Annotated in this window: 29 protein-coding genes; 18 read left to right on the top strand and 11 right to left on the bottom strand. The window is 40.1% G+C overall.

What is annotated here, in order from left to right; translation table 11 throughout:
* The first annotated feature begins 14 nt into the window (after nucleotides 1-14).
* The 8 genes from UN64_RS10010 to UN64_RS09975 all read left to right on the top strand — a co-directional run bounded on the left by UN64_RS10010 (nucleotide 15) and on the right by UN64_RS09975 (nucleotide 4,796).
* Nucleotides 15-578, top strand: a complete 564-nt coding sequence (locus UN64_RS10010; RefSeq protein WP_077362252.1) for a GNAT family N-acetyltransferase — start codon at nucleotides 15-17, stop codon at nucleotides 576-578.
* Nucleotides 579-581: 3 nt separating this feature from the next.
* The gene (locus tag UN64_RS10005; protein ID WP_077362250.1) at nucleotides 582-965 is read left to right on the top strand and encodes a hypothetical protein; all 384 of its coding nucleotides are present in this window, start codon (nucleotides 582-584) and stop codon (nucleotides 963-965) included.
* A gap of 36 nt (nucleotides 966-1,001) precedes the next feature.
* A complete protein-coding gene (locus UN64_RS10000) occupies nucleotides 1,002-1,403 on the top strand; it encodes an NUDIX hydrolase (RefSeq protein ID WP_077362248.1) in 402 nt (133 codons plus the stop codon).
* A gap of 63 nt (nucleotides 1,404-1,466) precedes the next feature.
* Nucleotides 1,467-1,631, top strand: a complete 165-nt coding sequence (locus UN64_RS09995; protein ID WP_077362246.1) for a DUF3934 family protein — start codon at nucleotides 1,467-1,469, stop codon at nucleotides 1,629-1,631.
* A 105-nt stretch (nucleotides 1,632-1,736) separates the two neighbouring features.
* Nucleotides 1,737-2,138 (top strand): hypothetical protein, encoded by a 402-nt coding sequence (locus UN64_RS09990; RefSeq protein ID WP_077362244.1) that lies wholly within the window; start codon nucleotides 1,737-1,739, stop codon nucleotides 2,136-2,138.
* 55 nt (nucleotides 2,139-2,193) lie between these two features.
* Nucleotides 2,194-3,204, top strand: coding sequence for a UDP-glucose 4-epimerase GalE (galE, locus tag UN64_RS09985; protein WP_077362242.1), 1,011 nt, complete (start codon nucleotides 2,194-2,196; stop codon nucleotides 3,202-3,204).
* Between the two features lie 112 nt (nucleotides 3,205-3,316).
* The gene (locus UN64_RS09980; protein WP_077362240.1) at nucleotides 3,317-4,051 is read left to right on the top strand and encodes a hypothetical protein; all 735 of its coding nucleotides are present in this window, start codon (nucleotides 3,317-3,319) and stop codon (nucleotides 4,049-4,051) included.
* A 1-nt stretch (nucleotide 4,052) separates the two neighbouring features.
* Nucleotides 4,053-4,796, top strand: a complete 744-nt coding sequence (locus UN64_RS09975; RefSeq protein WP_077362238.1) for a hypothetical protein — start codon at nucleotides 4,053-4,055, stop codon at nucleotides 4,794-4,796.
* Nucleotides 4,797-4,853: 57 nt separating this feature from the next.
* On the opposite strand, the gene cphA is transcribed toward UN64_RS09975, so the two are convergent.
* Both cphA and UN64_RS09965 read right to left on the bottom strand, forming a co-directional pair.
* Nucleotides 4,854-7,484 carry a cyanophycin synthetase gene (cphA, locus tag UN64_RS09970; RefSeq protein ID WP_077362236.1) on the bottom strand — a complete coding sequence of 877 codons (2,631 nt, stop codon included), beginning with the start codon at nucleotides 7,482-7,484 and terminating at the stop codon, nucleotides 4,854-4,856.
* 16 nt (nucleotides 7,485-7,500) lie between these two features.
* Entirely contained in the window at nucleotides 7,501-8,295 is a 795-nt protein-coding gene (locus tag UN64_RS09965) for a cyanophycinase (RefSeq protein WP_077362234.1), read from the bottom strand.
* Nucleotides 8,296-8,565: 270 nt separating this feature from the next.
* Between UN64_RS09965 and UN64_RS09960 the strand changes: the two genes are divergently transcribed.
* Entirely contained in the window at nucleotides 8,566-9,060 is a 495-nt protein-coding gene (locus UN64_RS09960; protein ID WP_077362232.1) for a competence protein ComK, read from the top strand.
* A gap of 104 nt (nucleotides 9,061-9,164) precedes the next feature.
* Nucleotides 9,165-9,485, top strand: coding sequence for a hypothetical protein (locus UN64_RS09955; protein ID WP_077362230.1), 321 nt, complete (start codon nucleotides 9,165-9,167; stop codon nucleotides 9,483-9,485).
* Nucleotides 9,486-9,687: 202 nt separating this feature from the next.
* Here the strand turns inward: UN64_RS09955 and UN64_RS09950 are convergent, their stop codons facing one another.
* The 4 genes from UN64_RS09950 to UN64_RS09935 form a co-directional block, all read right to left on the bottom strand.
* Entirely contained in the window at nucleotides 9,688-11,127 is a 1,440-nt protein-coding gene (locus UN64_RS09950; protein ID WP_077362228.1) for a sodium:solute symporter family protein, read from the bottom strand.
* A 35-nt stretch (nucleotides 11,128-11,162) separates the two neighbouring features.
* On the bottom strand, nucleotides 11,163-12,503 hold the full coding sequence (locus UN64_RS09945; RefSeq protein ID WP_077362226.1) for an aspartate aminotransferase family protein: 1,341 nt from the start codon (nucleotides 12,501-12,503) through the stop codon (nucleotides 11,163-11,165).
* A gap of 83 nt (nucleotides 12,504-12,586) precedes the next feature.
* Entirely contained in the window at nucleotides 12,587-13,963 is a 1,377-nt protein-coding gene (locus UN64_RS09940) for a sigma-54 interaction domain-containing protein (protein ID WP_245801999.1), read from the bottom strand.
* Between the two features lie 158 nt (nucleotides 13,964-14,121).
* Nucleotides 14,122-14,544 (bottom strand): organic hydroperoxide resistance protein, encoded by a 423-nt coding sequence (locus UN64_RS09935; RefSeq protein WP_077362222.1) that lies wholly within the window; start codon nucleotides 14,542-14,544, stop codon nucleotides 14,122-14,124.
* 121 nt (nucleotides 14,545-14,665) lie between these two features.
* Between UN64_RS09935 and UN64_RS09930 the strand changes: the two genes are divergently transcribed.
* Nucleotides 14,666-15,139: a MarR family winged helix-turn-helix transcriptional regulator gene (locus UN64_RS09930; RefSeq protein ID WP_245801998.1), complete on the top strand. Its 474-nt coding sequence runs from the start codon at nucleotides 14,666-14,668 to the stop codon at nucleotides 15,137-15,139.
* A 156-nt stretch (nucleotides 15,140-15,295) separates the two neighbouring features.
* Here the strand turns inward: UN64_RS09930 and UN64_RS09925 are convergent, their stop codons facing one another.
* The 3 genes from UN64_RS09925 to UN64_RS09915 all read right to left on the bottom strand — a co-directional run bounded on the left by UN64_RS09925 (nucleotide 15,296) and on the right by UN64_RS09915 (nucleotide 18,038).
* The gene (locus UN64_RS09925) at nucleotides 15,296-16,072 is read right to left on the bottom strand and encodes an alpha/beta fold hydrolase (RefSeq protein ID WP_077362220.1); all 777 of its coding nucleotides are present in this window, start codon (nucleotides 16,070-16,072) and stop codon (nucleotides 15,296-15,298) included.
* A gap of 2 nt (nucleotides 16,073-16,074) precedes the next feature.
* Entirely contained in the window at nucleotides 16,075-16,731 is a 657-nt protein-coding gene (locus UN64_RS09920) for a spore coat protein (protein WP_077362218.1), read from the bottom strand.
* Nucleotides 16,732-16,856: 125 nt separating this feature from the next.
* A complete protein-coding gene (locus UN64_RS09915) occupies nucleotides 16,857-18,038 on the bottom strand; it encodes a DHH family phosphoesterase (RefSeq protein WP_077362216.1) in 1,182 nt (393 codons plus the stop codon).
* Between the two features lie 142 nt (nucleotides 18,039-18,180).
* Between UN64_RS09915 and UN64_RS09910 the strand changes: the two genes are divergently transcribed.
* The 3 genes from UN64_RS09910 (at nucleotide 18,181) to UN64_RS09900 (ending at nucleotide 21,235) form a co-directional block, all read left to right on the top strand.
* Nucleotides 18,181-19,467: an MFS transporter gene (locus UN64_RS09910; RefSeq protein WP_077362214.1), complete on the top strand. Its 1,287-nt coding sequence runs from the start codon at nucleotides 18,181-18,183 to the stop codon at nucleotides 19,465-19,467.
* A 51-nt stretch (nucleotides 19,468-19,518) separates the two neighbouring features.
* Nucleotides 19,519-19,764: a hypothetical protein gene (locus UN64_RS09905; protein WP_077362212.1), complete on the top strand. Its 246-nt coding sequence runs from the start codon at nucleotides 19,519-19,521 to the stop codon at nucleotides 19,762-19,764.
* A gap of 310 nt (nucleotides 19,765-20,074) precedes the next feature.
* Nucleotides 20,075-21,235, top strand: a complete 1,161-nt coding sequence (locus UN64_RS09900; protein WP_077362210.1) for an acyl-CoA dehydrogenase family protein — start codon at nucleotides 20,075-20,077, stop codon at nucleotides 21,233-21,235.
* 460 nt (nucleotides 21,236-21,695) lie between these two features.
* Here UN64_RS09900 and UN64_RS09895 read toward each other — a convergent pair whose 3' ends face one another.
* A complete protein-coding gene (locus tag UN64_RS09895; protein ID WP_077362208.1) occupies nucleotides 21,696-22,064 on the bottom strand; it encodes a glyoxalase superfamily protein in 369 nt (122 codons plus the stop codon).
* A gap of 109 nt (nucleotides 22,065-22,173) precedes the next feature.
* Here UN64_RS09895 and UN64_RS09890 point away from each other — a divergent pair, with 109 nt between their 5' ends.
* The 4 genes from UN64_RS09890 (at nucleotide 22,174) to UN64_RS09875 (ending at nucleotide 23,432) form a co-directional block, all read left to right on the top strand.
* Complete coding sequence (locus UN64_RS09890; protein ID WP_077362206.1) at nucleotides 22,174-22,416, top strand: hypothetical protein; 243 nt, start codon at nucleotides 22,174-22,176, stop codon at nucleotides 22,414-22,416.
* A gap of 14 nt (nucleotides 22,417-22,430) precedes the next feature.
* Nucleotides 22,431-22,859, top strand: a complete 429-nt coding sequence (locus UN64_RS09885; protein ID WP_077362204.1) for a VOC family protein — start codon at nucleotides 22,431-22,433, stop codon at nucleotides 22,857-22,859.
* 2 nt (nucleotides 22,860-22,861) lie between these two features.
* A complete protein-coding gene (locus UN64_RS09880) occupies nucleotides 22,862-23,149 on the top strand; it encodes a hypothetical protein (RefSeq protein ID WP_077362202.1) in 288 nt (95 codons plus the stop codon).
* A 103-nt stretch (nucleotides 23,150-23,252) separates the two neighbouring features.
* Nucleotides 23,253-23,432 carry a hypothetical protein gene (locus tag UN64_RS09875; RefSeq protein WP_077362200.1) on the top strand — a complete coding sequence of 60 codons (180 nt, stop codon included), beginning with the start codon at nucleotides 23,253-23,255 and terminating at the stop codon, nucleotides 23,430-23,432.
* Nucleotides 23,433-23,455: 23 nt separating this feature from the next.
* Here UN64_RS09875 and UN64_RS09870 read toward each other — a convergent pair whose 3' ends face one another.
* Nucleotides 23,456-24,112 (bottom strand): TetR/AcrR family transcriptional regulator, encoded by a 657-nt coding sequence (locus tag UN64_RS09870; RefSeq protein WP_077362198.1) that lies wholly within the window; start codon nucleotides 24,110-24,112, stop codon nucleotides 23,456-23,458.
* Nucleotides 24,113-24,172 lie beyond the last annotated feature (60 nt).

The raw sequence follows: 24,172 nt of genomic DNA, 5'->3' as shown, positions 1-24,172 counted from the left end.
AACGAGGAATGGTCATGAACCAAAGCATTGATTTGAAACAAAAGTTATCTGGACAGAATATTTACATACGTTTACTTAATGTGGATGATGCCGAAGACGTGCTTCAATTGCAGGTGGAGAACAAAGAATTCTTTGAGAAATATTCGATGGAGCGCTCACCAGAATTTTATACGCTTGAAAGTACACGGAAGCGGCTACAGATGATGGAAGAGAATGCCAAACAAGATCTCGATTATTTATTTGGTATTTTTACAAATGAAAATAAATTAATTGGTACGATTAACTTATTTGCAGTCATGCGCGGTGCGATTCAAAGTGCGTTTGTTGGCTATTTTTTAGATAAAAGGCACAACGGAAAAGGCTATACAACCGAAGCGGTAAAGCTGATCGTGAAGTATGCTTTTGAAGAATTGAAGCTGCATAGGGTTGAAGCAGGAGTTATGCCACATAATATTGGGTCGATTCGTGTGTTAGAAAAAGCTGGATTCGAAAAAGAAGGACTTGCCCGCAAAAATGTGAAGATCAACGGCAAGTGGGAAGATCACCAGCAGATGGCAATTGTTAATCCGGCTGATTAAACTATGAAAAAATGGTTTGTTATCTTTTTTGTTTTGATAGGTCTAGTGGGATGTAATAACGAAAAGCTAGTTCGAGTGGATTATCAAATCGGTGAAGATCATTCTGGAGAACATATTATTACAGAAGAAGATCGAGTTCAAACAATTGCCTCTATCTTTGGAAAAGTAAAATGGGAAAACGCCAAAGTAGAGATGTCGAGAAAAGAAGATATGTTGCTGATCTTTTTCTACCAAAATGATCTGAATGAGCCGGAGAGGCTAGAGGAATATAAAATTTGGTTTAACAAAGGTATGTTTACTGAGATTATCGATCTGAACAAGAATAGATACGGAAAGTTAGATGAGTCGGATGCCGTGAAATTGAGGGAAGCCATCCCAAATAAATAACAATTTCTGATTTCACACCAATAGGAGGATGCCACCATGCCTAGTGTAGGTGTTTTCGCAGCTATATTTGATCAATACAACCGTATACTGCTTGTTCAGATTAAATATGGATCGCGCAATTGGACATTGCCTGGAGGTCATCTTGAAGCAAACGAATCGCCTATTTATGGAGTTAAGCGGGAGGTCCTTGAAGAAACGAGCTATATCATAGATGTTTCTCATCTAATCTCGACATATTCTGCACCAATTAAAGACGACCTTGTGCTTTTATTTCGTGCAACTATAATTGGGCAACAAAATTGGGCTACAAATGACGAAATTGAGGAATTTGGCTTCTTTCCAAAAGAACAGTTACCACTTCAGCTCCACTCATGGAATCGTAAACGAATTGAAGATGCTTTTCAAAATTTGAAAAGTAACTTATGTATATTTGAATGACTTGTAGTAAAATCCACCTTTCTGCTCTATACTGTGTAATAGAATGTGCATGGAGTGATTATGATGAGTAAAGCGAAAGCGAATAGCAAGAAAAAGAGCGGAGTAGGTCAGGGAACTGGAAAGAAGGGCTGGAACCGCTGGAAATCGAGCAGCAAGAAAAAAGGCCCAAAGCCGTATGTAAGTAAAGGTACGAAAAAGATAGATAAAGATCAGGAACCAAACGACTAATAGGAGCCAGCTCACCATATAAGTGAGTTGGCTTTTTCATTTGGTATATTTCCGACTCCTCCAAAATAAAATGAACTATCTGAAAGTATTGGGGGAGGACGAGCTATGTCAGTTAATAAAACGGATTACACGATTTCTGAAGACCTGGTAATCAAATACAACACCCTAAGTGCGAAGAAAAAAGAACTCGAAAAGGAACTGGATGAACTGAAGAAAGTCTTCCATGTTTATTTTGATAACCTTGTCGGTCCAAATGAAAAAGGCGAGGTTACCGTCAACAATTATAAGCTCCAAAGACAAATTCGGAAGTCCGAAAAATTTAATGATGAGAAGACGGTTCTTCGGCTGACTGCACTCAACATGACCGAACTCATTCATCACGTTCCAAAACCTGATGAAGAAAAGGTAAAGTCTGCTCTCACGCTTGGGTTAATAAAAGAAGAAGACTTGGAAGGCTGTCTCATCAAGAGTGCATCACAAGCGATTGTTGTTAAAACACTTAAATAAAAGGGGTGACTTGTGTTAAGAAGTCACCCTATTTGTTATGGAGAGTGATTGAAATATGACAATCTTAGTAACAGGCGGGGCAGGGTATATCGGCAGCCATACGGTACTTAACTTGAAAGAAAAAGGTGAATCTGTTGTTGTGCTGGATAATTTAACAACCGGTCATCGGCAAGCGGTACTCAACGATGTTCCTTTTTACATGGGAAGCTTACACGATGAAGAGCTGCTCCACTACATTTGCCAAAATCACAACATAGAAGCTGTCATTCATTTTGCGGCGAATTCTCTAGTGGGTGAAAGCGTGAAAGATCCGCTATCCTATTATGAAAATAATGTGGCGGGAACCCTTTCTCTGTTGAAGGTATTGAACAAAAATAATGTAAAAACACTCGTATTTTCTTCAACAGCGGCCGTTTACGGTGAACCGAAGCACGTTCCGATTCAAGAAGAGGACCCTGCAATACCGACAAATCCTTATGGTGAAACGAAACTTGCGATAGAGAAAATGCTCTATTGGGCGGAAAAAGAACAGGGTATAAAGTCGATCTCACTCCGCTACTTTAATGCAGCCGGTGCAGACCCTGAAGGACGTATTGGGGAAGAACACCATCCTGAAACGCACTTGATACCGATCGTACTTCAAACCGCATTAGGACAACGGAACAAAGTATATGTATTTGGCGACGACTATCCTACACCTGATGGCACATGTATTCGTGATTATGTTCATGTTATGGATCTAGCGGATGCTCATTATCGTGCTCTAAACAAAATCAGAAACGAAAATGAAGGCGGCGTCTACAACCTGGGCAATGGAAAAGGCTTTTCAGTAAAGGAAGTAATTGAAACGTGTCGGGAAGTTACACAGTGTGAAATCAAAGTGGAAACATCTCCAAGAAGAATAGGGGATCCTGCAGTACTTGTTGCTGCCTCACAAAAAGCACGTGATGAACTGCAGTGGGCTCCTAAATATCCGAATCTAAGAGACATCGTAACTCATGCTTGGAGCTATCACGCAAAACAAGCGAATCAAAATAAAAACAGGAATGTACATTTAATAAAGTAGATGAAAGCAGCCCATTAATCTCGGGCTGTTTTTTCCTGGGAGCATGGAAGTTCATCTGCACATATGCAATAATTGGTAGTACATACATAGTTTAGTATATAGATAGTTTTTTTTGAAAAAAGGGGTGCTGATCATCAATTTTTATTTCATAAACCATTTTCCATCTATGGTGATGGATCTCTTAGCCATTTTTGTGATCGGGGTTCTTGCTTATCGCATCTATAAAAAGCAAGAGGAGGAACCGAAGAAGTGGAAAGCTTTTATTGTAATCATCATTGGTCTTTTTTCATTTTCTATTACCATGCCTGGCTTTGATGCTTTCGTTAAAATTCCAATCCTTCCGCTTGGCGTTTGGATTTTGTATTTTATCTACAGAAACAAGGTTGAGAAGTGGGTGATGTACAGGCGTTTTGCGTGGCTGGGGTTCATTGCGAATTTCATTTTTCTTGCAGCTGCTTTTTTATCATATCCTCTTCAGAATGCTTTATATCCAGAAAATGAGCTATCGACTTACATGGCAAGTGTAAAAGAGGCGGAAATTGTAAGCACTCATCCTTCAGCAGAAAAGCAACAACTCGACAAAAAGAGCCTTAAAAGTCAGATGAATACAATGAGAAAAGATTCTATTCCAAGTGAAGAATGGTACTACAATACAGTCGTAAATGTGGAGCCAGAGGACCGGAAAGAACGATTTCCTTATCAGCTTACTGGCACTGAGACAAAATGGGGAAGCGGGACCAGCGCGGTGATATATGTAGAAGTGGACGGGAAAGGTCTATTAGTTTGGACACCAACTAAACAAATGTACTATCGAGCAGATTCCTCCATATTGAAAGGAGGGAAATGATATGATGAAAACCACAAAATTAACGATAAGCATAGGTCTATTGATTATTTTAGGGTTAGTCTTCTATTGGTATTTTCCAAGAACTCCAGTCGCTTTTCCTTCTGATAAAGAATTGATAGAAAATATGAACGATACGCAAACAACGATAAGAGTTGAAAAAATAAGAGATAAAATAAAAATAGATGAGGAACACTTTTTCGTTCCATTTATCTCAACAACCGGAGACTACGGAACAAGCTATTGGGAATGGCAGAATACAAAATGGAAAGTACTAAACATCGATAATTCAGGAGAACCCAAAGTTTGGAAGATTGATAGTAGAGACCCTTCTACATTTCGGTTAGTTTGGAATCTTCATGAGGATGATAAGGTAGATCATATGAAGTTGTTCTTAAATAGAGAAAGAAATTTCCATGTTACGAACGGAGTAGAGTACTATTATCCAAAACTTCAGATGGAAAAGAGGGTAGAAACTGCTTCGGTCTCATACGGCACTATGAAGCTTCCGAATGATTGGCTATCTGTCATTGAATCTCTAATTAAGATGGATTCAGTTGCATCACCAGATTTATTTGGTGATTTTGACCTCAACCGTCATATGTATTTTGCGTGGAAGCCATATGATAAATCGGGGATTGAAGCGAGGTTAGAGGGGACTATTAACGGATATTCCTTTTTTAATGATGATATCGAATTGGATCTTGTGCGTTTGATGGATGACTCCTATTTCGAAACATCCCATTAATAAAAAAACAGTGCGTTTCCCACCCTCGGGAATCCTGCACTGTTTTTCTTTTTACTATTATTCTGCTTTCTGTAAGACGGAAATAGATTCAGAGTTTTTGATCCTCTGTAAAATCCCCTGAATGGAAGGGTACTCGTCGTACAAGAATACGAGTGTGTCGCCGGGCTGTGAACGATCCCATGCCTGCAGCATCGCTTCAGGTTCTTTCGGATACACATGAACAGCCGTTGTACTCTTTGCTTCCTTTACACCGGTGTAGAGAAGATGAACCGTTTCACCAGGGGTGCGTCCTCTTAAATTCACATCTTCTTTTATGATAAAAATATCTGAATGTGTGCCAAATAGGCGGCCCATCTCTTGAATGTTATGGTCCTGTCTGTCACCTGCTGCTGATCCAACCGTAATCACACGACCGCCATCTCTCAGCTGATCCACAGTTTCAAACAAAGCTTTAAGCCCTGCTGGATTATGAGCGTAATCTATCACGATGGTCCGGCCATGGATCTGCTCCAGGTTAAAGCGTCCGCGGTTTTGGTTCTCCGTCGGAAGGAACGTAATCACTTTGCTGCGCAATTCAGAAAGTGGACGTCCTAACGAATGAGCAGCAGCAAGTGCACTTAGTACGTTCGCAACATTATGGCGGGCTGCACCACTGATCGTTAACGGGATATGAGAAACAGGCAGGAACCTTTCAGTATTCCCGTTCTCACTGAACATCACCCAGTCATTTTCGAGATACCATACTTTTGAGCCAGTCTCTAATCCTTTTTGGATCTCAGGATTCATAACAGACAGAGAGAAGAAGACGACTTCACCGTTCGTGTGCTGTGCCATGTCCACACAGCGCGGGTCATCAGCGTTCAGAACGCAAGTCCCTTCAGGGAGTACCACTTCAGCGACAGTTTGTTTTAATCTTTTCAAATCGTCTAATGTTTCAACGCCATTTAAGCCAAGATGATCTTCACTCACGTTTGTTACGATGCCAACATCACAATATCGGAAAGCAAGACCTTCACGAAGCATACCTCCGCGTGCAGTTTCAAGTACAGCAACATCAACGGCTGGGTGAGACAATACTTTGCGGGCACTTCTCGGTCCGCTGCAGTCACCTGAATCCAGCTGCTGATCGCCGACCCAAACTCCATCAGAGCATGTATAACCGACTGTTACATTTTCTTTTTGCAAAAGGTGGGCAACCAAACGAGAAGTCGTCGTTTTCCCGTTCGTTCCAGTTACCGCCACGACGGGAATCGCAGCTTCTTCACGGGATGAGAACAAGTAATCAACGATTGCCTCGCCGGCATCACGGCTTTTTCCTTTTGAAGGGTAGAGGTGCATGCGGATACCTGGTGCTGCGTTCACTTCCAAAATAGCAGCTTCCCCTTCTACAAAAGGAACAGTTATATCTGTCGAAAGGATATCGATGCCTGCAATATCAAGACCTACCGCAGCTGCAGCTTCAATGGCCATTTTTCGATAAGAAGGATGAACCTCATCCGTTACGTCAATCGCAGATCCGCCTGTTGATAGATTCGCGTTGCCGAGCACTTCAAGGGCTTGTCCTTTTTTTAAAATTGATTGAAGAGAGTAGCCGCTTTTCTCTAAATGCACGACCGTACGCTCATCTAGCGGTATCTTGCTCATCGCTTTTTCATGACCATCGCCACGCAAAGGATTCAGGTTTTCTTCATCAATTAACTCACCGATTGTTTTGAAGCCGTCACCCGTTACAATAGCGGGAAGACGCAGGCTAGCAGCAATCAACTCGCCATTCACAACAAAAAAGCGGTAGTCGTTGCCAGCATAATAGCGCTCGAGAATATACTGCGTTCCTTCACTGTACACAACACGGAATGCTGCTAACAAATCTTCATCGTTTTTTATGTCGGTCACGATATTTTGACCTTGTCTCCCGTTAAGAGGTTTGATCACAAGAGGATAACCGATCTTCTCAGCTGCCTGGAAAAGTTCATATTCATTGGATACAACATCACCAATCGGCACAGGAAGACCAGCACCTTTAAGAAGAGTTTTCGTCATATCCTTATCACATGAATTTTCAACTGCAAGATAAGAGGTTTGGCTAGAAATCGTAGCCTGTACAGATTTTTGTTTTTTTCCGGTTCCAAGCCTTAAATAACTGTTTGTTCCGATTCGTTCCACAGGAATCTTGCGGCTACGAGCCGCATTGTAGATTGCCTCTGTACTCGGACCTAATTTGTGCAGATGATAAAGGTCAGAGGTGTGCTGAATATAAGAATCAGCACTGATTTCATTTCCTTCAAGGATAGCGGTTACAATTTTAATCGCTGCTTCAAACGCGTAATAGCCTGACTTAGGCTCAACGTAGTCATACGTAACAAAGTAGATCCCTTTTCGCACGCTAGTAATTGTCTTGCCGCGTTTTACTTTGATACCTGCAAGGTGCTGAATTTCTAACGCAATATGTTCTAAAATATGTCCCATCCACGTGCCTTCGTGAAGGCGTTCCACAAATCCGCCCGCGTATCCTCTTGAACACGTGTGAGTATGAAGCGAAGGGATGACTTTTAGTAATTTATCTGTAAAACCCGGTAACAGGTTAGATGGTTTTTCTTCAAATTCTTCTATATCAAGCTCAATCCAGATGGTAGGTTTGAAGCTGTAAAGATTTGGCCCCGTTAAATAATTCACGCGATTGATTTTCATTAATTACGCTCGCTCCTTAAGAGATGATTAATTCTCGTTTGTGTAAATTGAAAACCGCGCCCGCACCCAATGTATGGAAGCGGATATCGGAAATCGTCATGTTTCCTTTATTTTCAGCAACATCTACATAAGTAGAAGTTTTGCCGTCGAAGATGCTGACGTTGTATTCGCCGATTACTTCGAACTGCTCGCCGTCGTTATGTACCCAGATTGCCGTGTTTTCATCGATTCCGATGCCAATGATCTGAGGATTTAACGCGATGGCGCGCATCAGCCTGCTGAAACGGTCGCGCTGGGAAAAATGCTGATCAATGATAACGTCTTCTAAAAATCCGAAGCCTGAGCCCATTTCTAGAACAGAAACGTCCTCTTTTTCAAAGAGCTTTGACGATATAATCATTAATCTGCTCATAACAGCAGCACCGGCACTCGTTCCGCCGATGGTTAATCCGTCTTTCCATTCCTGAAAAAGGTGTTTGTAAAATGTGGTGCCGCCAAGAATACTAGTCAGTCTCAGCTGATCTCCGCCTGTCATGAACAAACCGGACAGTGAAGAGAGCTGCTGGGGCAGTTCAGGATCTTCCGCTTTTTCCCGTGAGTCCAAATGGAAAAGCAGTGGCTTTGTTCCATGTAAAGTGTTAAACAGTTCATGATATTCGCTGCCCACTTCTTCCGGAAAGCCGGATGCTGTTGTCAGAATCCCAATCGGACCTGGACGATTCTTACATAGTGCAGCGAACCTGGATAGAATCATTTTTTTATCGCTTTTGTCCTCATTGCCACCAATGATCAAAAGATCACCTTTTGCCATCTTTCATCAGCCTCTTTGATAAATATAGTAGTTGGAAATTAGGTCGAAATTAGCAAGGAATTTCGACCTGTTATGTATACCACCAATCGTCAGAGTTCAAACCATTTTGAGGAATTTTTTTACTGAATATTTAAATTGTTAAATTTTTTGTAAAAATAGCTAGATTCCTGTCTAAAGACTTAGTATAATTTACCTATTGGAAGTTTTTTGCTTTCAAAATAATGAAAAGGAGAGAAGGTAGAACAAAAGAGAAAATAGGAGGATGTTTAGATGGAAAAAACGATGCTTCTAGGTACTTACGAAATTAACACAAGCACAATGGCACTTTTACCGTTTTATAACGAGTTCGGTGTGGTGCATACCGAAATATTGGAATCTGAAAAAAATGAAAGAGTCGCACTCAGTCCGATAAAAATTATAAATGAAAGTTGTTTGTTCTTCGGCTCAAGTTATGAAGGCAGGCGAGAAGCTGTCCGCCGTTCAATGGGCTACGTGAGTTTATCCCCAATCATGATCAACCTCGAATTAGGTATTTTCTTTTTTCCCGTAGAATCACCTAAAAACGAAACGTGCATCTGGTTATCACAATCACATGTACAGCGAATTGAAACTGTCGATTCCGACACATGCAGCGTCCACTTTAAGAACACCGCAAACTTGATCTTACCCCAGTCCAAACATGCATTAGAGGCGAAACTTTTCCGAACCGCACAATACCGATATATATTAAGTGAACGAGTGAGTGAAAGAAATATGAGATATTAAACAAATGAAAAACAAAACGCCTGATGCATTATATTGCACAGGCGTTTATTTATGGAACTTTCTTCCTTCTGAATCGTATGTATTAAAAAGAGGGAGGGAAATTTATGAGAAATATTATGGTTTCGGTTATCACTTTAATCATCATGATAGGGGTCAATTTTGGACTAGCGAGGGTTTTTGGCTGGAATTTTATTGATTTTTCCTTGTTTGTCGGCTTAGCATGCACCCTCATCATACGATATTTTACTTCGACCGGCGGTTTAACTTCCAACATGGTTCGTGTACAAACTCAGGCTATAACTGGCATTAAAGTAGAAGAAGAGAAACAGACATTTAAACCGACTTATGCTTATTACACAGCTCTTGTTTATACAGCAGTCTCGTTTATCGGCATTATTATTTATTATCGGGAATATTTTTTATAAGTGTTATGTAACCTTTACTCTTTTATTTTTCGTCTGCCGATTGGTGCTTTTCAGCAAAAAGAGAGCGAAGACGTTTTGCTGGCAGAATACAAAGGAAAGTTAATGAAATATTTGGGGGCTAGGGAAGGGTAACATGGTTTAACAACGGATGTCTCCTATATGTAAATAAAAAAACCTTCCGAGTTGGAAGGCTTTTTCACTGTTACGCTTGTTTTCGTGCTTCCTCTTCATCCTCGTCTTCTTCATCCTCGTCAAACGGCAAATCAAATTCAGAAGCAGGTGCAGTGAATAATGAAATACCTACCAAACTTATAAGACCAGCCGAAATACCATAAAGAATAGGATTTGTTGCAGTCAGCCCTTCAATAAAGAGCCCCACTAATACAACAACTGTTGAGATTAAGATCGAATAAAATCCAGAACTTGGTGTAGCTCTTTTCCAAAAGAAAGTCATGACGAGCGGAACAAATATGGCTCCAGAAAGAATGGCATAGGCAACATCAAGCGCCACCAATACGTCTTGAATCCAGATAGAAAACGTAATCGCTATCAATCCAATAAAGAGGGTAGTTATTCTAGATGCTGTTATAAGTTGACGATCTGTTGAGTTCTTTAAATAGTACTGTTTTAAGATATCATTTGTAATTAATGTTGATGAAGCAAGCAATGATCCGGATGCTGTTGACATTAGAGCAGAACAGACGCTTGCGAGAACAAGACCTAAAATCCCCGTTGGAAGAATGGTAAGAGCCATCTCAGCAAACGTATTTTGAGGATTCTCTAAGTTAGGAAGTGCAATGAATGCACACATCCCGATGATGCTCCCAGCAATCGCATAAGCAAAACTATATACTCCTGCAAAAATAGAACCGTTTCTTGCTATTTTACTAGATTTAGCTGTAAATACACGCTGCCAAATATCTTGGGAAACAACCATTCCAAGTGCAAACAGCAGGAAATATTGGAAAATTTGCTGATAGCCGATGGTAGTAAAATCTAAATGAGTTTCAGGTAACGTGGATAATAGATTTCCTAAACCGTCTACTTTTGAAAGACTCATAGGCAGCATGATAAAGAAGATTCCAGCCGTCATCACGACAAATTGAATAATGTCTGTAACCGTAACACTCCACATTCCGCCAAGAATCGTGTAAAAGAGGACGATACTACCACCAACAAGCATTGAGGTTGTAATGCTCCAGCCTAATAGTACGTTAATGATCGTACCCATTCCAATCACTTGAGTGACGGCGATCATAAGCGTATAGATCGAAGCAACAATAGCACTTAACAGACGTGTTTCTGATTTATACCGTTTACCCAAAAGTTCACTGATCGTGGTAACTTTTAACGAATTAATCTTTTTAATAAAAATAGTACCTAAAAGAATAATGCCTAAACCAATCATAGATACAAACCAAATACCCGAGATTCCAAATTGATAGCCAAGCTTTGTCGTTCCAATTGTGGCAGCTCCGCCTAAAATTACAGCGGATAAACAGCCTAGATACATGAACATGCCAAGATTTCGTCCGGCTAGGTTGAAGTCCTCAGATGTTTTTGCCTTCGTTGAACCGATAACGCCAGCCCCGATCAATACTGCGAAATACAAAAGAATAATAACGGTATCAAGTGCCTGCATGTTAAAAAACCTCCTTTTTTATTGAAAGATGGTAGTCATACCTTTTGATAGCTTCCGCTTAACTGCATGTGAAGTTCATTCTGATATTCCAAAACAGCTTCTTCCAAAACAGACAGGCCGTAATCGATTTGTTCTTTATTCACTGTTAGAGGAGGAATCATCCGAATCACTTCTCCATGGTTTCCGCATAGGTAGAAAAGCACTCCTTTTTCTAAGCATTTGTCCAGGATGGTCATTAAACCGTTTCCGTCAGGCTTTCCAGTCAAAGGATCAACGATTTCGATGCCGATCATGAGACCAAGTGCTCTGATACTGCCAATAACAGGTGATTCTTGCTGTAACACTTGCAACCGTTCGTAAGCATATGCTCCCATGTTTTTCGAGTTCTCAACAAGCTTTTCTTCTTTTAAAACAGCAATCGTAGCAAGTGCCGCTTCACAAGCGATCGGATTTCCTCCGAACGTTGTTCCATGACTTCCTAACGGCCATTGCTTCATCAATTCTTTAGAAGCGACAGTAGCACTTAAAGGCAGACCTGAAGCAATCCCTTTTGCAATCGCCATAATATCAGGTATGACATCAAATGTCTGTGCTGCAAACCACTCACCAGTGCGACCAAATCCCGTTTGGACTTCATCAAAAATGAGCAGAATGCCATGTCTATCGCAAACCTCTCTAATTTTTTTCAGCCATCCACTTGGAGGTACGATATAGCCGCCTTCACCAAGAACAGGTTCTACAATCATACAAGCCACTTCTTCTGGTGTTACTTGATGATTAAACAAGGTTTCAAAATCTCTCTCAAGCTTCTCGATCACGTACGTTTCAGGATTCATTCCACTCGGGCAGCCCTTCACATCAGCATAGGGTACTTGATAAGCGAGACCGTTCGGCTGAAGGAACTTCCGATATTTGCTTTTGGAAGTTGTAACACTTAATGCACCTAGCGATCTGCCATGGAAACAGCCGATAAAGGAAACGACATACGGACGTTTCGTTACATGCTTGGCTAGTTTGATCGCTCCCTCAATTGCCTCTGTACCACTGTTAGCAAAGAAGAAACAATCGAGATCACCAGGTAAAACTTTTGCCAATTCCTTTGAAAGCTTCAAGATCGATTCATACATGATGACACCAGAAGGGCCATGCATGAGATGGTCAGCACCATTTTTAATCGCTTGTACGACTTTCGGATGACGATGGCCCGTGTTAGCTGTTGCGATACCAGAAGTGAAATCAAGATATTGCTTTCCGTCCAATCCGTAGTAATAACAGCCTTCCGCTTTTACTACAGGTAGGTTTGGATGATCCTTAGCCATACTGGGGGCTAATAGATCTGGCATTTCCGTTACAAGATGACTCCAGTTTGTTGACACAAAATGACCTCCTTGAATATTCAATCTCTAGTTGAATAAAAAATATCTATGCAGAATATCCATGCAAGTTTTGTGCCAAAATGTTAATAAATTCTATACTTTTTTAATTTTCTAACAATTGAAGGTTGGCTTGTCCCGAGAGCATCTGCCATTCGTATAGTCGTTATGTATTTTTTTCTCGCTTTTAATAAAATTTGTTTTTCCGTTTCTTCCAATAGTTCTTTCAATGTTTTATCGCTAATAACTGAAGGCGGAGAAAGGGTAGGACCTTCCTTTAAATGGTCTGGAAGCTGTTCTACTGTAATAAGGGTTGAAGGTGAGAGAACGACTAATCTTTCCATAATATTAATAAGTTCCCGCACATTGCCTTTCCATTCGTAATGCAACAAGTGGTGCACGACCGCTTCATCTAATTTCTTTTCGCGATTATATTTCTCCTCAAACTGCTGCAGCAGCAAATGTATAAGAGGTACGATGTCTTCTGTTCGTTTTCGGAGAGGAGGAATTGTTACAGGAACAACGTTTAATCGAAAATATAAATCTTCCCTGAACCTTTTCTCTTGAATAGCAGTATTCAAGTCTTTATTCGTAGCAGAGATCAAACGGAAATCTACTTTGATTGGCTTCGTTCCACCTACTCGGTAAAACTGCTTTTCCTGAATCACTTTTAACACTTTTACTTGATGATGCAGCGGCAATTCACCTATTTCATCTAAAAAGAGTGTTCCACCATTAGAGAGTTCAATCAACCCTAACTTTCCTTTTTGGTGTGCACCTGTAAATGCACCCGGTTCGTAACCAAATAATTCAGCCTCAAACAACGAGTCAGGAATGGCACCGCAGTTTACTTCAATGAATGGGCCTTTATTTCGCTGACTTTTATTATGTATGAATTTTGCAAGAAGTGATTTTCCGACACCAGATTCGCCAAGAATCAGCGCATTCACATCGACTTCGGATAATTGAAGCGCTGTACTGATTACCTTTTTCATATCTTCACTGTTTGCTATGATTCCAGCATCCATGAGTTGCTTACTTCTCAACAGATCCAATTCGCTTTTGACACGTTCCATTTCTTCTTCCATTGTAATTAAAAAATCTTTGTATTCTGCTAGTTCAGTAATATCATGCGAATAACTGACAATCCTGTAAAGCTCACCTTTTTCGTTATACACGGGGATGCCTGTTACCAGCAGTTTTTTTCCTTTATTCGTTGTTTGGACAAAGGTGATCTTCTTATTTTCTTTTACAACCATAGGGGTTAATATCGGAGTAAATAATCCTTGTCTTTCAAGATCATATACAGATTTTCCAATCAGGCTCTCAGAATCTACACCGTAAATCTTACCTGTAACTTCGCTGACTTTTAGAATAATTCCATCTACGTTTGTTACTAAAATATCGTCTTTTAATGAATGAAGAATTTGTTCGTTTTCATTCCATGTAGAAGAAGAGGTCAAAATAATCATCCCTTTCGATTATTAGTAGCAATTTTATTATACAATTCTGAATAATTATTCGTTTTTGAATAATTATAGCTTAGAGAGTGCCTTCTGGATACGGGTCAAACGAATTTTTTCCATAAAAAAAGGACCAACATTTGTGGTCCATAATTTTTTTACAATACTTCTGTATTTAATTCTACTTCAATATTTCCTTTTGTTGCTTTTGAGTACGGGCAAACGCCATGTGCTGTTTGGACAAGTTCTTGAGCTTCCTCTTCTGATACTCCGCTGACCCCAACATGAAGCACGACTCCCAGCTTAAAGCCCCCATCTGTATCTTTACCGATTGAAACTTCAGCAGTCACTTTGGATTCAATCCGTTTTTTTGATTGTCTCGCTACAAGGTTCAACGCGGAGTCAAAGCAAGCAGCATAACCAGCAGCAAATAATTGTTCAGGATTGGTTGCACTCTCGTCTCCGGATCCACCAAGTCCTTTTGGCATGGCTAACTTGTGGCTTAATACACCATCATTACTTTTAACCGTTCCCGCTCTTCCGCCTTCAGCTGTTGCTTTTGCTGTATATAACTTTTCCATAATGAATAACACTCCTTTTATTTGTGTAAAATTAAATTGTGTACAATTAAATAATAAGATCTTATTGTAATAATGTCAAACAATTAAATTGCGCAAAACTAATGTATAATAGAAAGAAGCTATGAATGAAGGAAAGGAATCGATTATGGAAGATCAAAATCCCTTGTTATTAGAAAGCCAAATTTGCTTTAAAATTTACACCCTTGAACGTGAAATCACGAAACTGTACAGAAACTTGTTAGAAGATCTGGATATGACGTATCCTCAATATTTGGTCATGCTGCTGCTCTGGGAAAAAGATGCGATGACCGTGAAAGAAATAGGAAAACGATTGTTTTTGGATTCGGGCACCTTAACTCCCATGCTGAAACGTATGGAAGTCAACGGAATCATTGAAAGAAAAAGGTCAGCTAAAGACGAGAGAAGTGTGATTATTTCTTTAACCAATAAAGGTAAAGAACTAAAAGAAAAAGCAGAATGCATTCCTTCTAAATTAGTGGAAGACATTTCGATGGATAATGCGGAATTAACGATTTTGAATAAAACGCTGACAAATATGCTCTACAGGCTGCAAGGGGAGACCACTAGTAATTAATAAACAAATCAATTTAAACCACTTAGATCAATATTGAAAAAGATGTACAAAGAATTATAAAAATCTTTCAGGATAACGATGTAGATGTGGACCTTAACATTAACCATACAGGTAGGATTGAATAAAAAGTAAGAACTTTCCGAGAGGAAAGTTCTTTTAATTTGCTGTTATGCTCATGATAAATTCTTTCATGTACTGATTCAGCTCATCAGCAGCTTTTGTTGGTATCTGGTGCTTTACATTATCCACGATTTTTAATTCATTGTATTGCAATTTCCGATTCAGTATCTTGGCATATGGATGAAACTGCCTGTCTTTCTTCCCGTAAACGAGAAGAACTGGCAAATCAATGTTCGAGAGCTGATTTGTGCAATTGTATTCTGCACTATAAGCATAATACTGCTCGATATTTATTGCATTACCCTTCATTGATGATGTAAATAGAAGTCGGAACATCTCGCTGTTATTTGAGTTCGTCTTGGAAACGGATAAAGCAATAAGAGGTACGGCATCCTGGGCAGCCAGAGATCTCCCTAGCTCGATTTTATCTTTTAAGACACCATGTGCTTCAGACATACCGCTTATGATGATTCCGCCAAGAGCTCGATCTGGCAGTGTAAGTAAGAACTCCAAGACAATAGAACCGCCGGTCGAATATCCACACACATAGGCTTTTTCAATACCGAGATGATCCAGGAGCTGTTTAATATCCTCTACAATTAGTGGATACGTAAGAGGAGAACTTGAATAATAACTTTTACCATGGCCTCTAATATCAAAAGTGATTACCTTATATATTTTTGATAATTCATCTTCCTGATAAGTGAAATTTTCAGATGTAAGGAGTGGAGGGTGGATAAAGATGATGGGCACCCCGTCTCCTCTAACACGGTAAGATAAAGAAACGCCATCTGCTGTTTCAAAGTAAGCCATTTTTAATGAGGCACATCCCCAGGATTGTTTTGCTCTGGAGCTTGTGCATAACTTTGAAGCATCGCAGTCATATCTTGATCTTTTAATTGGGGAACCTGATAATATCCATGTTTATTTTGATATAAAAAGATCTCGTAGCTCATTTCAATAAAGTTTGGAACACTATCTGCGACAACACGGCGTAATACAGGGTTTGTCATCTCAAGTGCTGTCATGGCTAAAAGCGTAGCTAATGATTTTGTGTTTCCTAACATGTATGCAGATAATCCTTTGTCTGAAAGGTCGTTCACAGATTGATTTGGCTTTTTCGGCGCTCCCGGCTTAATGCCATAAACAATAGTGTTATCCTGGTTCATTTTGTATTGCTGAGTCGGAACTTTCGGGTCTTGTCCAGTACTGAAGCAATCAACGATTGTATTGTACATTTGGGTTACAAATGCAGATTGGCGGTGGTTGATATCTTTTAAGATCGGGTCCTTAATGTGCTGATCATACATTTGATATTGATCAAGCATGCTGATGATACCGGCAATAATTTCATGTGCATCAAACAACTCGTGGCCGCCATGGTTTTTATTCATAGCTTGATTTGTCATCATATTTTGCGGCATTTGAGTTCCGTTTTGCATTTGATTTTGGTTTTGATTTTGGTTAGGCATAGAAATTCCTCCTAATATTTTTATTACGTCATTAGGATACCTAGTTTCAGTTTAATCATGTGTACAAATCAAAAAAACTGGCTCATTTTGGTTGCACTTACAACCTTTCTGAGCCAGTCTTTGTGTTAATTGTTATTTACTTCATCATCCCGCATTAGCCAGCCTTCAAAGTGGCGTTTAACATGGTTTTCAGCTGCTTGAAAACTATCAAACGTTTCTTCGACTGGATGTGTTTTATGTGTGATCAGCCAAGTTTCGTTATCGTCAGAGTAGATCTTTGAAACTTCCTGATATTTATTCACGTACATGGTTCCATCAGGATTTTCTTTCACATTGTGTTCGTTCTTCGGTGCATCAATTCTGCGTGGCTGTTCCTGGAAAGCTGCTACAACAAACTTCTCAAAAGCTTCTGGTGTCATCGTTCCGCCGGATGCTTTAGGGTGTCCGCCGCCTCCATACTGCTTAGCGTAAATTGAGCAATCCACTTCTTCATGAATGGTACGAAGTCCGATCCTTTTGTTTGCGATGTTCAAGATTACAATTAGATCTAAGTGAGGGTTCTCACGGTTGATCTCGTTGCCGAGCTCTGAATGATAACGTTCAGCATGAAGAATACCGATCTTGTAAGTCTTCTCCTCAGATCCTTCACCTAGGGACCAAGTGTCCCAAATCTCAACCATTTGGCGCTGCTTTTTCTTAATGTAATCAGCGATGTTTTCTTCTTCTAGATCAAGAATCGTTGTTTCCGTTTCAGAGAACTGAAATGAATCGCCTTTTAGACGTTCCATGATCTGTTCTTCAAACTTATCAGGAGGAAGAATAAAGAATAAGTCATTTAGACGTTTCGCTTCGACCTTCTGATCAAACCATTCCCATGTGTCATAAAGTCTGACTAGCTCTACATATTCTTTTAGAGCGCCTGTATCTTTCAGCTTGCCGTTCTCCAATAAATATTCATAGAAAAGGGAAGTTGCACAAGTCAGGCGATCATCGTCATAGCGGACTTGAACATGTCCCCAGTCAAATCCGTTAAAGTGAAGTGCTGTAGCATGATGGTCGATCAGTTTAACTTTCCCACCAGCATTAGAGCGTTCGTCCAGACGCATCATTAATTCTTCGTTTACGGCGATATCCGTAATAATAATTTCTGTTTTTCTTTCTTTTGGGTTATCCAAAAGCTGTTCGACTCGGTCGTTGATCGTTCCATGTGAACAATAAGAAATTTTGCAGTTGTCTCCAAAAGCTAGCTGTGCGAGGTAGCCGCACGATTTTCCGTCTAAATCGTTGTGTGAAAATAAATGAATCATGTTAGTATCCTCTCTATTTTGCTCTCTGTCTAGAGTATCGTTATAATGCGGAAAGTTCAACCTAAAAAAACATTTACAAAAGATGGAATTAGGTAGAAAATGGTAGTAGAACATTGTTACATAGAAAATTGGGGGTTTTAGAATGAAAGATTTTCTGAAAATATTTCAGAACCGAAACTTCAGCAAGCTTTTTTTAGCTGGGTTTACTTCAATGATGGGGAGTATCATCGGCGTTACAGCTTTTATGTTTTATTTATTAGATAAGTTTGGTGAACAGCCATTTTATGCGACACTGGCTGAGTTGATGTATTCATTGCCTACATTAGCCGTCTTTTTTATTGTAGGTGTGCTTGCAGACAGGATGGATCGTCAGAAGATCGCTTTATATTGTGACTGGATTTGCGCTGTCCTATGTTTGGCATTAATGGGTGCAATCTGGCTGGATTGGATGCCATTAATCTTTGCAATTCTATTTTTGAGAAGTGCCGTCGGCAAGTTCTTCTTCCCAGCGGACCAAGCCATGGTACAAGGAATCTTATCCAAAGATGAATATGCGATTGCTGCAGGATTGAATCAGATGGTTGGAAGTATGTTCATGCTTTTTGGAAACATGCTGGCGATCTTTATTTACTGGAGTGTCGGTATTCAAGGAGCTATCGCATTTGACCTTGTTACATATGTGGTTTCCGCTATATTAATCATGAGTATGAAAGTGAATGAAGAAGTGCGTTTGCCGAATGGAAAACATAAGTTTAAAGATATTAATATCGGGATGGTATGGAAAGACTTTGGTGCAGGCTTCGCCTATATAAAAAATTCTAAATTGCTGATGTCTTTAATTTTTGGTTTTTTCTTGTTCGGTGTAGTCAATGGCGGTCTTTCAGTCATGCCTGCATTTATTATGAAATACAAACTCGCTCCAGAAAATTATGAGCAAATGATGATGTGGATGGGTGTTGTGTTTGGTGTTTCTGTCCTGGCTGGAAGTGTCATTTGTTCGATGCTTGCTAAGAAGATAAAGCTCTCAACGGCTATTATTATTGGTCTTTTTGCAAGCGGAGTAGCAATTGGTCTTTGTGCAGTAGCTGCAAACATTTGGGTTTTCTTTATTTTCACTGCTCTAATGGGGCTTAGTATCCCGCTTGTTAACATCGGCTTAGGCGGATGGCTTCCAAAAATCGTTGATCCAAAAATGATGGGGCGTGTTCAAGGTGCAATCACACCGATTAATATGCTTTCACACACGGTCACACTTGCGTTGATCGCGGCGTTCTTCCCAAAATTTTTATCGGTTGAAGCGCTATTCTGGGTAGTAGGTGGTGCACTCTTTATTGTTGGCTTGTTCTATATGGTCACATTGCCTAAATATGATGTTGAAGAAACAGAAGAAACAACTGATTTGGATCTGAAAGAAAAAGTACCAGTGTAAAGCTGGTGAAAGTAACGAACCCCTTATATAATGAAAGGCGGAGGGGAAGTTATGGCATTATTTCAAAGTATTCTATTCTGGGTTTTTATTATATTGCCTATCGTTCTTTTTATTGTGGCCATCGCCAGAACATCGTGGGTGTTGATGCTTGTGAACTTGTTTTTAACACTGCCGTTAGTTTGGTTTGTAGGCTGGATTACGGAAAGATATGGTGCATTATTTGTTGTTATCGCTATTCATCTCATCACAGGTGTATGGCTGTGGGTGAAAAGGCAGCGAATGGATTTTAGATATTAGTATTAAGAAGGATTCTGCAGAGTTCCATTTCTGCAGAGTCTTTTTTATTTAAAAAAATGGACCGGCTGGGATGGCCGGTCTCGCTGGTGGGGAGGTTAGGCGTTGGAATATCTAACCTATAATCAGAATAACACGAACAAGTGTTCTTGTAAATGGTTTTACATTTTTAATTTAGCAAGCATTCAGGAATGTGTCAGGATGATGTCAAAGGGGAATTATGGGTCATATACCTTGCCGATTTTTATGTAAAAGGCATACACTATATTTTAAAACATAGTGTTCTGATTTGTTAGGAAGGGATTGTCGTTTTGTGAACTATTTATACGATGCATATATCAAAAATGAAACGCAGCAGAATTGGTTTAAGAAAATAGATGCTTTGGCAAAAAAGTTTGCTGAGAGAGCCGATAAACATGATCGCGAAGGCAGTTTTCCGTTTGAGAACGTTAAGGAGCTTAAAGAGGCTGGATATCTTTCGCTAACGATTCCGAAAGAGTTTGGCGGAGAAGGGTTGAGTCTGTATGAGTTTGTTCTTCTGCAGGAAAGAATTGCAGCAGGAGATGCAGCAACAGCATTATGTCTCGGATGGCATCTTGGCAGTTTTCTTGAACTAGCCGAAGAGCGGACGTGGAACGAAGAGATGTTCCGTTCGTTTTGCGAAAAAGTGGTGGGAGATCAAGCTCTTGTGAATCGTGCTGCATCTGAACCTGCCACTGGCAGCCCAACGCGCGGCGGGATGCCGCAAACAAAAGCAGTGAAGCAAGGTGAAGACTGGGTGATCAATGGCACTAAGACTTTCACATCAATGGCGCCGGCGCTCGATTATGCCATTGTTTCTGCCCAAATCGGGGATACGGGAAAAAAAGGAAACTTCTTAATTGATATGAAGCAAAATGGAGTAACTATAGAAGAGACATGGGATACAGTCGCTATGCGGGGAACCCGAAGCGATGACCTCGTGATGAAGGATGTAACCGTAAGCGGTGAGGCTCTTGTTGAAGAAGAACGTGGAAAATTAGACCTTCCAAAAGCGTGGCTGCTTCATATTCCTGCTTGTTATCTTGGGGTAGCAGTGGCGGCGAGAAATGAAGCCGTTAATTTCGCAAAAAGCTATAAACCGAATAGTTTGCCAGGAGCCATTGCTGAGGTCCCTGAAGTTCAACGCAAGATCGGTGAAATGGAACTTGAATTATTTAAAGCCCGAGAGCTTTTATATACAACCGCTGCAAAATGGGTGAAGGAACCCGAGTCCAGGATGGAAATAGGACCTTCACTAATGGCTGTTAAGCATTTGGCAACAAACTCGGCTGCAAGAGTTGTTGATCTCGCGATGAGGATTGTAGGAGCGAGAAGCTTGGCCATGTCTAATCCGCTGCAGCGTCATTACCGTGATGTGCGTGCGGGACTTCATAATCCGCCGATGGATGATATGGTGATTAGTGCATTGGCGAAAAGAGCCTTAAATGAGTAGTAGAACATCACACACATTTTAAAAAGTCTTTTAGCTCCAAAACGGAGCTGGAGGGCTTTTTTGTTGTTTGATAATGTGGTGCGAGGGTATCGGAGAGGGCAGATTTTGTCGAGAAATGTAAACTCGTGGATAAACAGCTAAAACTTTTTGATTGGGGGCTAAAACTCGTGGATAAACTGCCCAAATTTCTGGATTGATGCCGCTTTTTTCTGGATTCGACCTCTTGAACAAACTTTAATACCCCGTTAGGTATGTTCTTGAAACAGTTTCGGCACCCGAAACTGTTCCTAATTTGGTCACTTTACATTGGGGTCAACCTGACTTTTCATATATTTTGCTGAAAATCACCTTGATTTCCTACTAAAATTGAAAAATCCCTTCTGAAAATAATCAGAAGGGACATCCTCAATTAATAAATGAATCTCCATGAAGCTTAGTTCTCCGTTTTCATCCAAAAAAACTACCTCTGTTGGGGCTCGTAAAAACAAAGTTTATTTCCGAATGGATCCCCAATCCTGATTTCCAGATGGCCATGAGCGGTTTCTAATCCAGGTCTTGCATACTTGTATTTTTTTGAACTTATTTTATTGTGCAGCTCCTCAATACCTTCAACATGTATTCGGATTTTAATGCCAGGGCTGGAATCACCATAATGTTCTGAAAGATGTAATTGGCAAGAACCTGCTGACACCTGCATATATAAAGGATAATCTTCTTCATATCGGTGCTCCCAATCGAGTTCAAACTCCAAAAAGTCTAAATAAAATTCTTTTGCTTTCTCTACATCAAATATTCGAAGGACCGGAGTAATGCTCTTTGCTTTAATCATGTAATAACCTCCTATCATTAAATTTTCTCTACCAAACCTTCCGTTACCTTTATGTTTATGAAGGATTTTTCTTCCAGAATAAAGAATTGTAAAGGAAAGGGAGGACACTATGAAACTCGGAACGGTCGTTTATTATATTTTGTTTTTACCACTCGTATTTTTGATATTTTTCCAGGAGAATTGGTCTCCTTGGCTCATAGCCATTCTTGTTATTGTTTTATCGACCAGTCTTCGGAAGGTTACAGATAGTGTCGCTTTTCTGCAAAAGAAGATTCACTTCCTTGCCGGATGTGGTGTTCTTTATGGGATGCTGATCATTTGGGCAGCTGTGCTTGAATATATCGTTTATTAGAGGAGGATACTCAATTGAAAGAAAAACTAGTTCGTGTAGGTACCACGTATGTACCCGTTCAAGATCCAAACGTATCAGCGAAATGGTACGCTGAAAATCTTGGAGCTGAAATTAACTATCAGGATGAAGATAAAGCGATTATGAATCTAGCAGATCAAAGCTTTTTCCTCGTGAGAGCAGAGAGAAACGAGAGTGCTAACTTCACAGATTACAAGGGTAATCAAAGATTCAGTTTAACGTTTGAAGTCGACGGGATTGATACGCTGTATAAATTGCACGAGGAGTTCAAGAGTCTAGGAATTCAGACTGGTGAAATTGAGGACCGCGGTCATGCGGGCGAGAATTTTGTATTCTGCGATCTGGATGGAAACAAATTTGATGTATGGAGTGAATTAAGTCCGTCATTTAAAAAAATGCGCGCTTCTTATTACGAGGAGGTATAAAAATGAGATGGGTGATCGGTATCATCTTCTCTTTGTTAGGGGTTCTTCTACTAACGCAAGGTCTATCTTTAAGAGCGGTTGGAGCGGAAACCATAGATGGTGATGGTATCGGCGTTTATTTCTTAGGCATGGAAATCAATGATAAAGTGGCAACCGCCGATATACCGACTTACGCTAATGGCTTTTTAGGAACAGGCACGATTCTTTTGCTTCTTGCTGCCTCACTTTTTGTTATCCTCCTAAAAGAAAAAAACACATTCAAACCGATTCGAAGAAAAAATCATGCTTGAGTTTTATGTGAAAAGGGAAATTTCATAGAAAGATAATAGGGAACCAGGGATGAAGTCTCAAGGTTCTTTTTTCTTTCTAAAAATGTGCTGAGGAGGTGAGAGTATGAAAAAGAGACTTGTGCTCGTATTCATTTGCGGGTATTTATTGCTTGGTCCTTCCGCAATAGCATTGTCTCCTACAATCGGTGATAACGCTGTGAACCTGTCTCACTATACTCCAATAAGCACGACAATAGTCAGCAATGAACACGTATTATATAAAAAGCAAAACCCGCTCGAATAAATGAGCGGGTTTCTGTATGGTTCTTATCGTTTTCCGCTTAATCCGTACATGACAAATTCAACGATTTGCTCAATTTCTTTGTCATCATCCCAATCCTGGTTAGGAAAGAGAAGGAAGCGTGGGAGAATGTAACCGATGATGCCTGAAGCCGACATGCGTATGATGGTTTCAGGTGGCAAGTCAATGATTTCTCCCTTTTCCTGAAAGTGCTCGATGATTTTCTTAAACTTTCCGTACACGTGCTCGGTGAAAAGCTTCTGATAGGGTTCGCGAAGCTCGTCGTGGAACGCAATCTCTTGAATGAAAATTTTTAATACGGAGAAATGTTTTTTTACGAATTCCAGACGATTTTTCGCAACCATTCTTAAAAAATCCTCGTAATGCTCATACTCCTTCTCAAATACTTCTTTGGCAAACGTTTTTATAAAGAAAGGGGCTGCAAACTTTGCCATTGTCGGCGTAACGATCGCTAAAAGTAGTTCTTTTTTTGTTTTGTAATGGCGGAAGATTGTACCTTCAGCGACCCCTGCTTTCTTTGCAATTTCACTTGTGGATGATGCTGCAAATCCTTTTTCTGAAAAAGTATCGATCGCCGCTGCTAATATTTTTTGCTGCTTTTCACTAATGACAGCGTCGTCGGTGTCATTCATCAGCTCTTTAATCCATTCTTGATCGGACATGAGTGTTTCTCCTTTAAACGTGCGTTTCTTATATTATAGACACATCTTTCGTCAGTGGAC

Origin of the sequence: Fictibacillus arsenicus (assembly GCF_001999465.1) — a bacterium.
Lineage (GTDB): Bacteria > Bacillota > Bacilli > Bacillales > Fictibacillaceae > Fictibacillus > Fictibacillus arsenicus.
The sequence above is the reverse complement of the archived record's forward strand: the minus strand, read 5'-3'. Positions and strand labels throughout refer to the sequence as shown.

Bases quoted from the DNA above. Each gene is read 5' to 3' on its own strand.
- UN64_RS10010 (WP_077362252.1), top strand. From the start codon at position 15: ATGAACCAAAGCATTGATTTGAAACAAAAGTTATCTGGACAGAATATT.
- UN64_RS10005 (WP_077362250.1), top strand. From the start codon at position 582: ATGAAAAAATGGTTTGTTATCTTTTTTGTTTTGATAGGTCTAGTGGGA.
- UN64_RS10000 (WP_077362248.1), top strand. From the start codon at position 1,002: ATGCCTAGTGTAGGTGTTTTCGCAGCTATATTTGATCAATACAACCGT.
- UN64_RS09995 (WP_077362246.1), top strand. From the start codon at position 1,467: ATGAGTAAAGCGAAAGCGAATAGCAAGAAAAAGAGCGGAGTAGGTCAG.
- UN64_RS09990 (WP_077362244.1), top strand. From the start codon at position 1,737: ATGTCAGTTAATAAAACGGATTACACGATTTCTGAAGACCTGGTAATC.
- galE (WP_077362242.1), top strand. From the start codon at position 2,194: ATGACAATCTTAGTAACAGGCGGGGCAGGGTATATCGGCAGCCATACG.
- UN64_RS09975 (WP_077362238.1), top strand. From the start codon at position 4,053: ATGATGAAAACCACAAAATTAACGATAAGCATAGGTCTATTGATTATT.
- cphA (WP_077362236.1), bottom strand. From the start codon at position 7,484: ATGAAAATCAATCGCGTGAATTATTTAACGGGGCCAAATCTTTACAGC.
- UN64_RS09965 (WP_077362234.1), bottom strand. From the start codon at position 8,295: ATGGCAAAAGGTGATCTTTTGATCATTGGTGGCAATGAGGACAAAAGC.
- UN64_RS09960 (WP_077362232.1), top strand. From the start codon at position 8,566: ATGGAAAAAACGATGCTTCTAGGTACTTACGAAATTAACACAAGCACA.
- UN64_RS09955 (WP_077362230.1), top strand. From the start codon at position 9,165: ATGAGAAATATTATGGTTTCGGTTATCACTTTAATCATCATGATAGGG.
- UN64_RS09950 (WP_077362228.1), bottom strand. From the start codon at position 11,127: ATGCAGGCACTTGATACCGTTATTATTCTTTTGTATTTCGCAGTATTG.
- UN64_RS09935 (WP_077362222.1), bottom strand. From the start codon at position 14,544: ATGGAAAAGTTATATACAGCAAAAGCAACAGCTGAAGGCGGAAGAGCG.
- UN64_RS09930 (WP_245801998.1), top strand. From the start codon at position 14,666: ATGAATGAAGGAAAGGAATCGATTATGGAAGATCAAAATCCCTTGTTA.
- UN64_RS09925 (WP_077362220.1), bottom strand. From the start codon at position 16,072: ATGGCTTACTTTGAAACAGCAGATGGCGTTTCTTTATCTTACCGTGTT.
- UN64_RS09920 (WP_077362218.1), bottom strand. From the start codon at position 16,731: ATGCCTAACCAAAATCAAAACCAAAATCAAATGCAAAACGGAACTCAA.
- UN64_RS09915 (WP_077362216.1), bottom strand. From the start codon at position 18,038: ATGATTCATTTATTTTCACACAACGATTTAGACGGAAAATCGTGCGGC.
- UN64_RS09910 (WP_077362214.1), top strand. From the start codon at position 18,181: ATGAAAGATTTTCTGAAAATATTTCAGAACCGAAACTTCAGCAAGCTT.
- UN64_RS09905 (WP_077362212.1), top strand. From the start codon at position 19,519: ATGGCATTATTTCAAAGTATTCTATTCTGGGTTTTTATTATATTGCCT.
- UN64_RS09895 (WP_077362208.1), bottom strand. From the start codon at position 22,064: ATGATTAAAGCAAAGAGCATTACTCCGGTCCTTCGAATATTTGATGTA.
- UN64_RS09890 (WP_077362206.1), top strand. From the start codon at position 22,174: ATGAAACTCGGAACGGTCGTTTATTATATTTTGTTTTTACCACTCGTA.
- UN64_RS09880 (WP_077362202.1), top strand. From the start codon at position 22,862: ATGAGATGGGTGATCGGTATCATCTTCTCTTTGTTAGGGGTTCTTCTA.
- UN64_RS09875 (WP_077362200.1), top strand. From the start codon at position 23,253: ATGAAAAAGAGACTTGTGCTCGTATTCATTTGCGGGTATTTATTGCTT.
- UN64_RS09870 (WP_077362198.1), bottom strand. From the start codon at position 24,112: ATGTCCGATCAAGAATGGATTAAAGAGCTGATGAATGACACCGACGAC.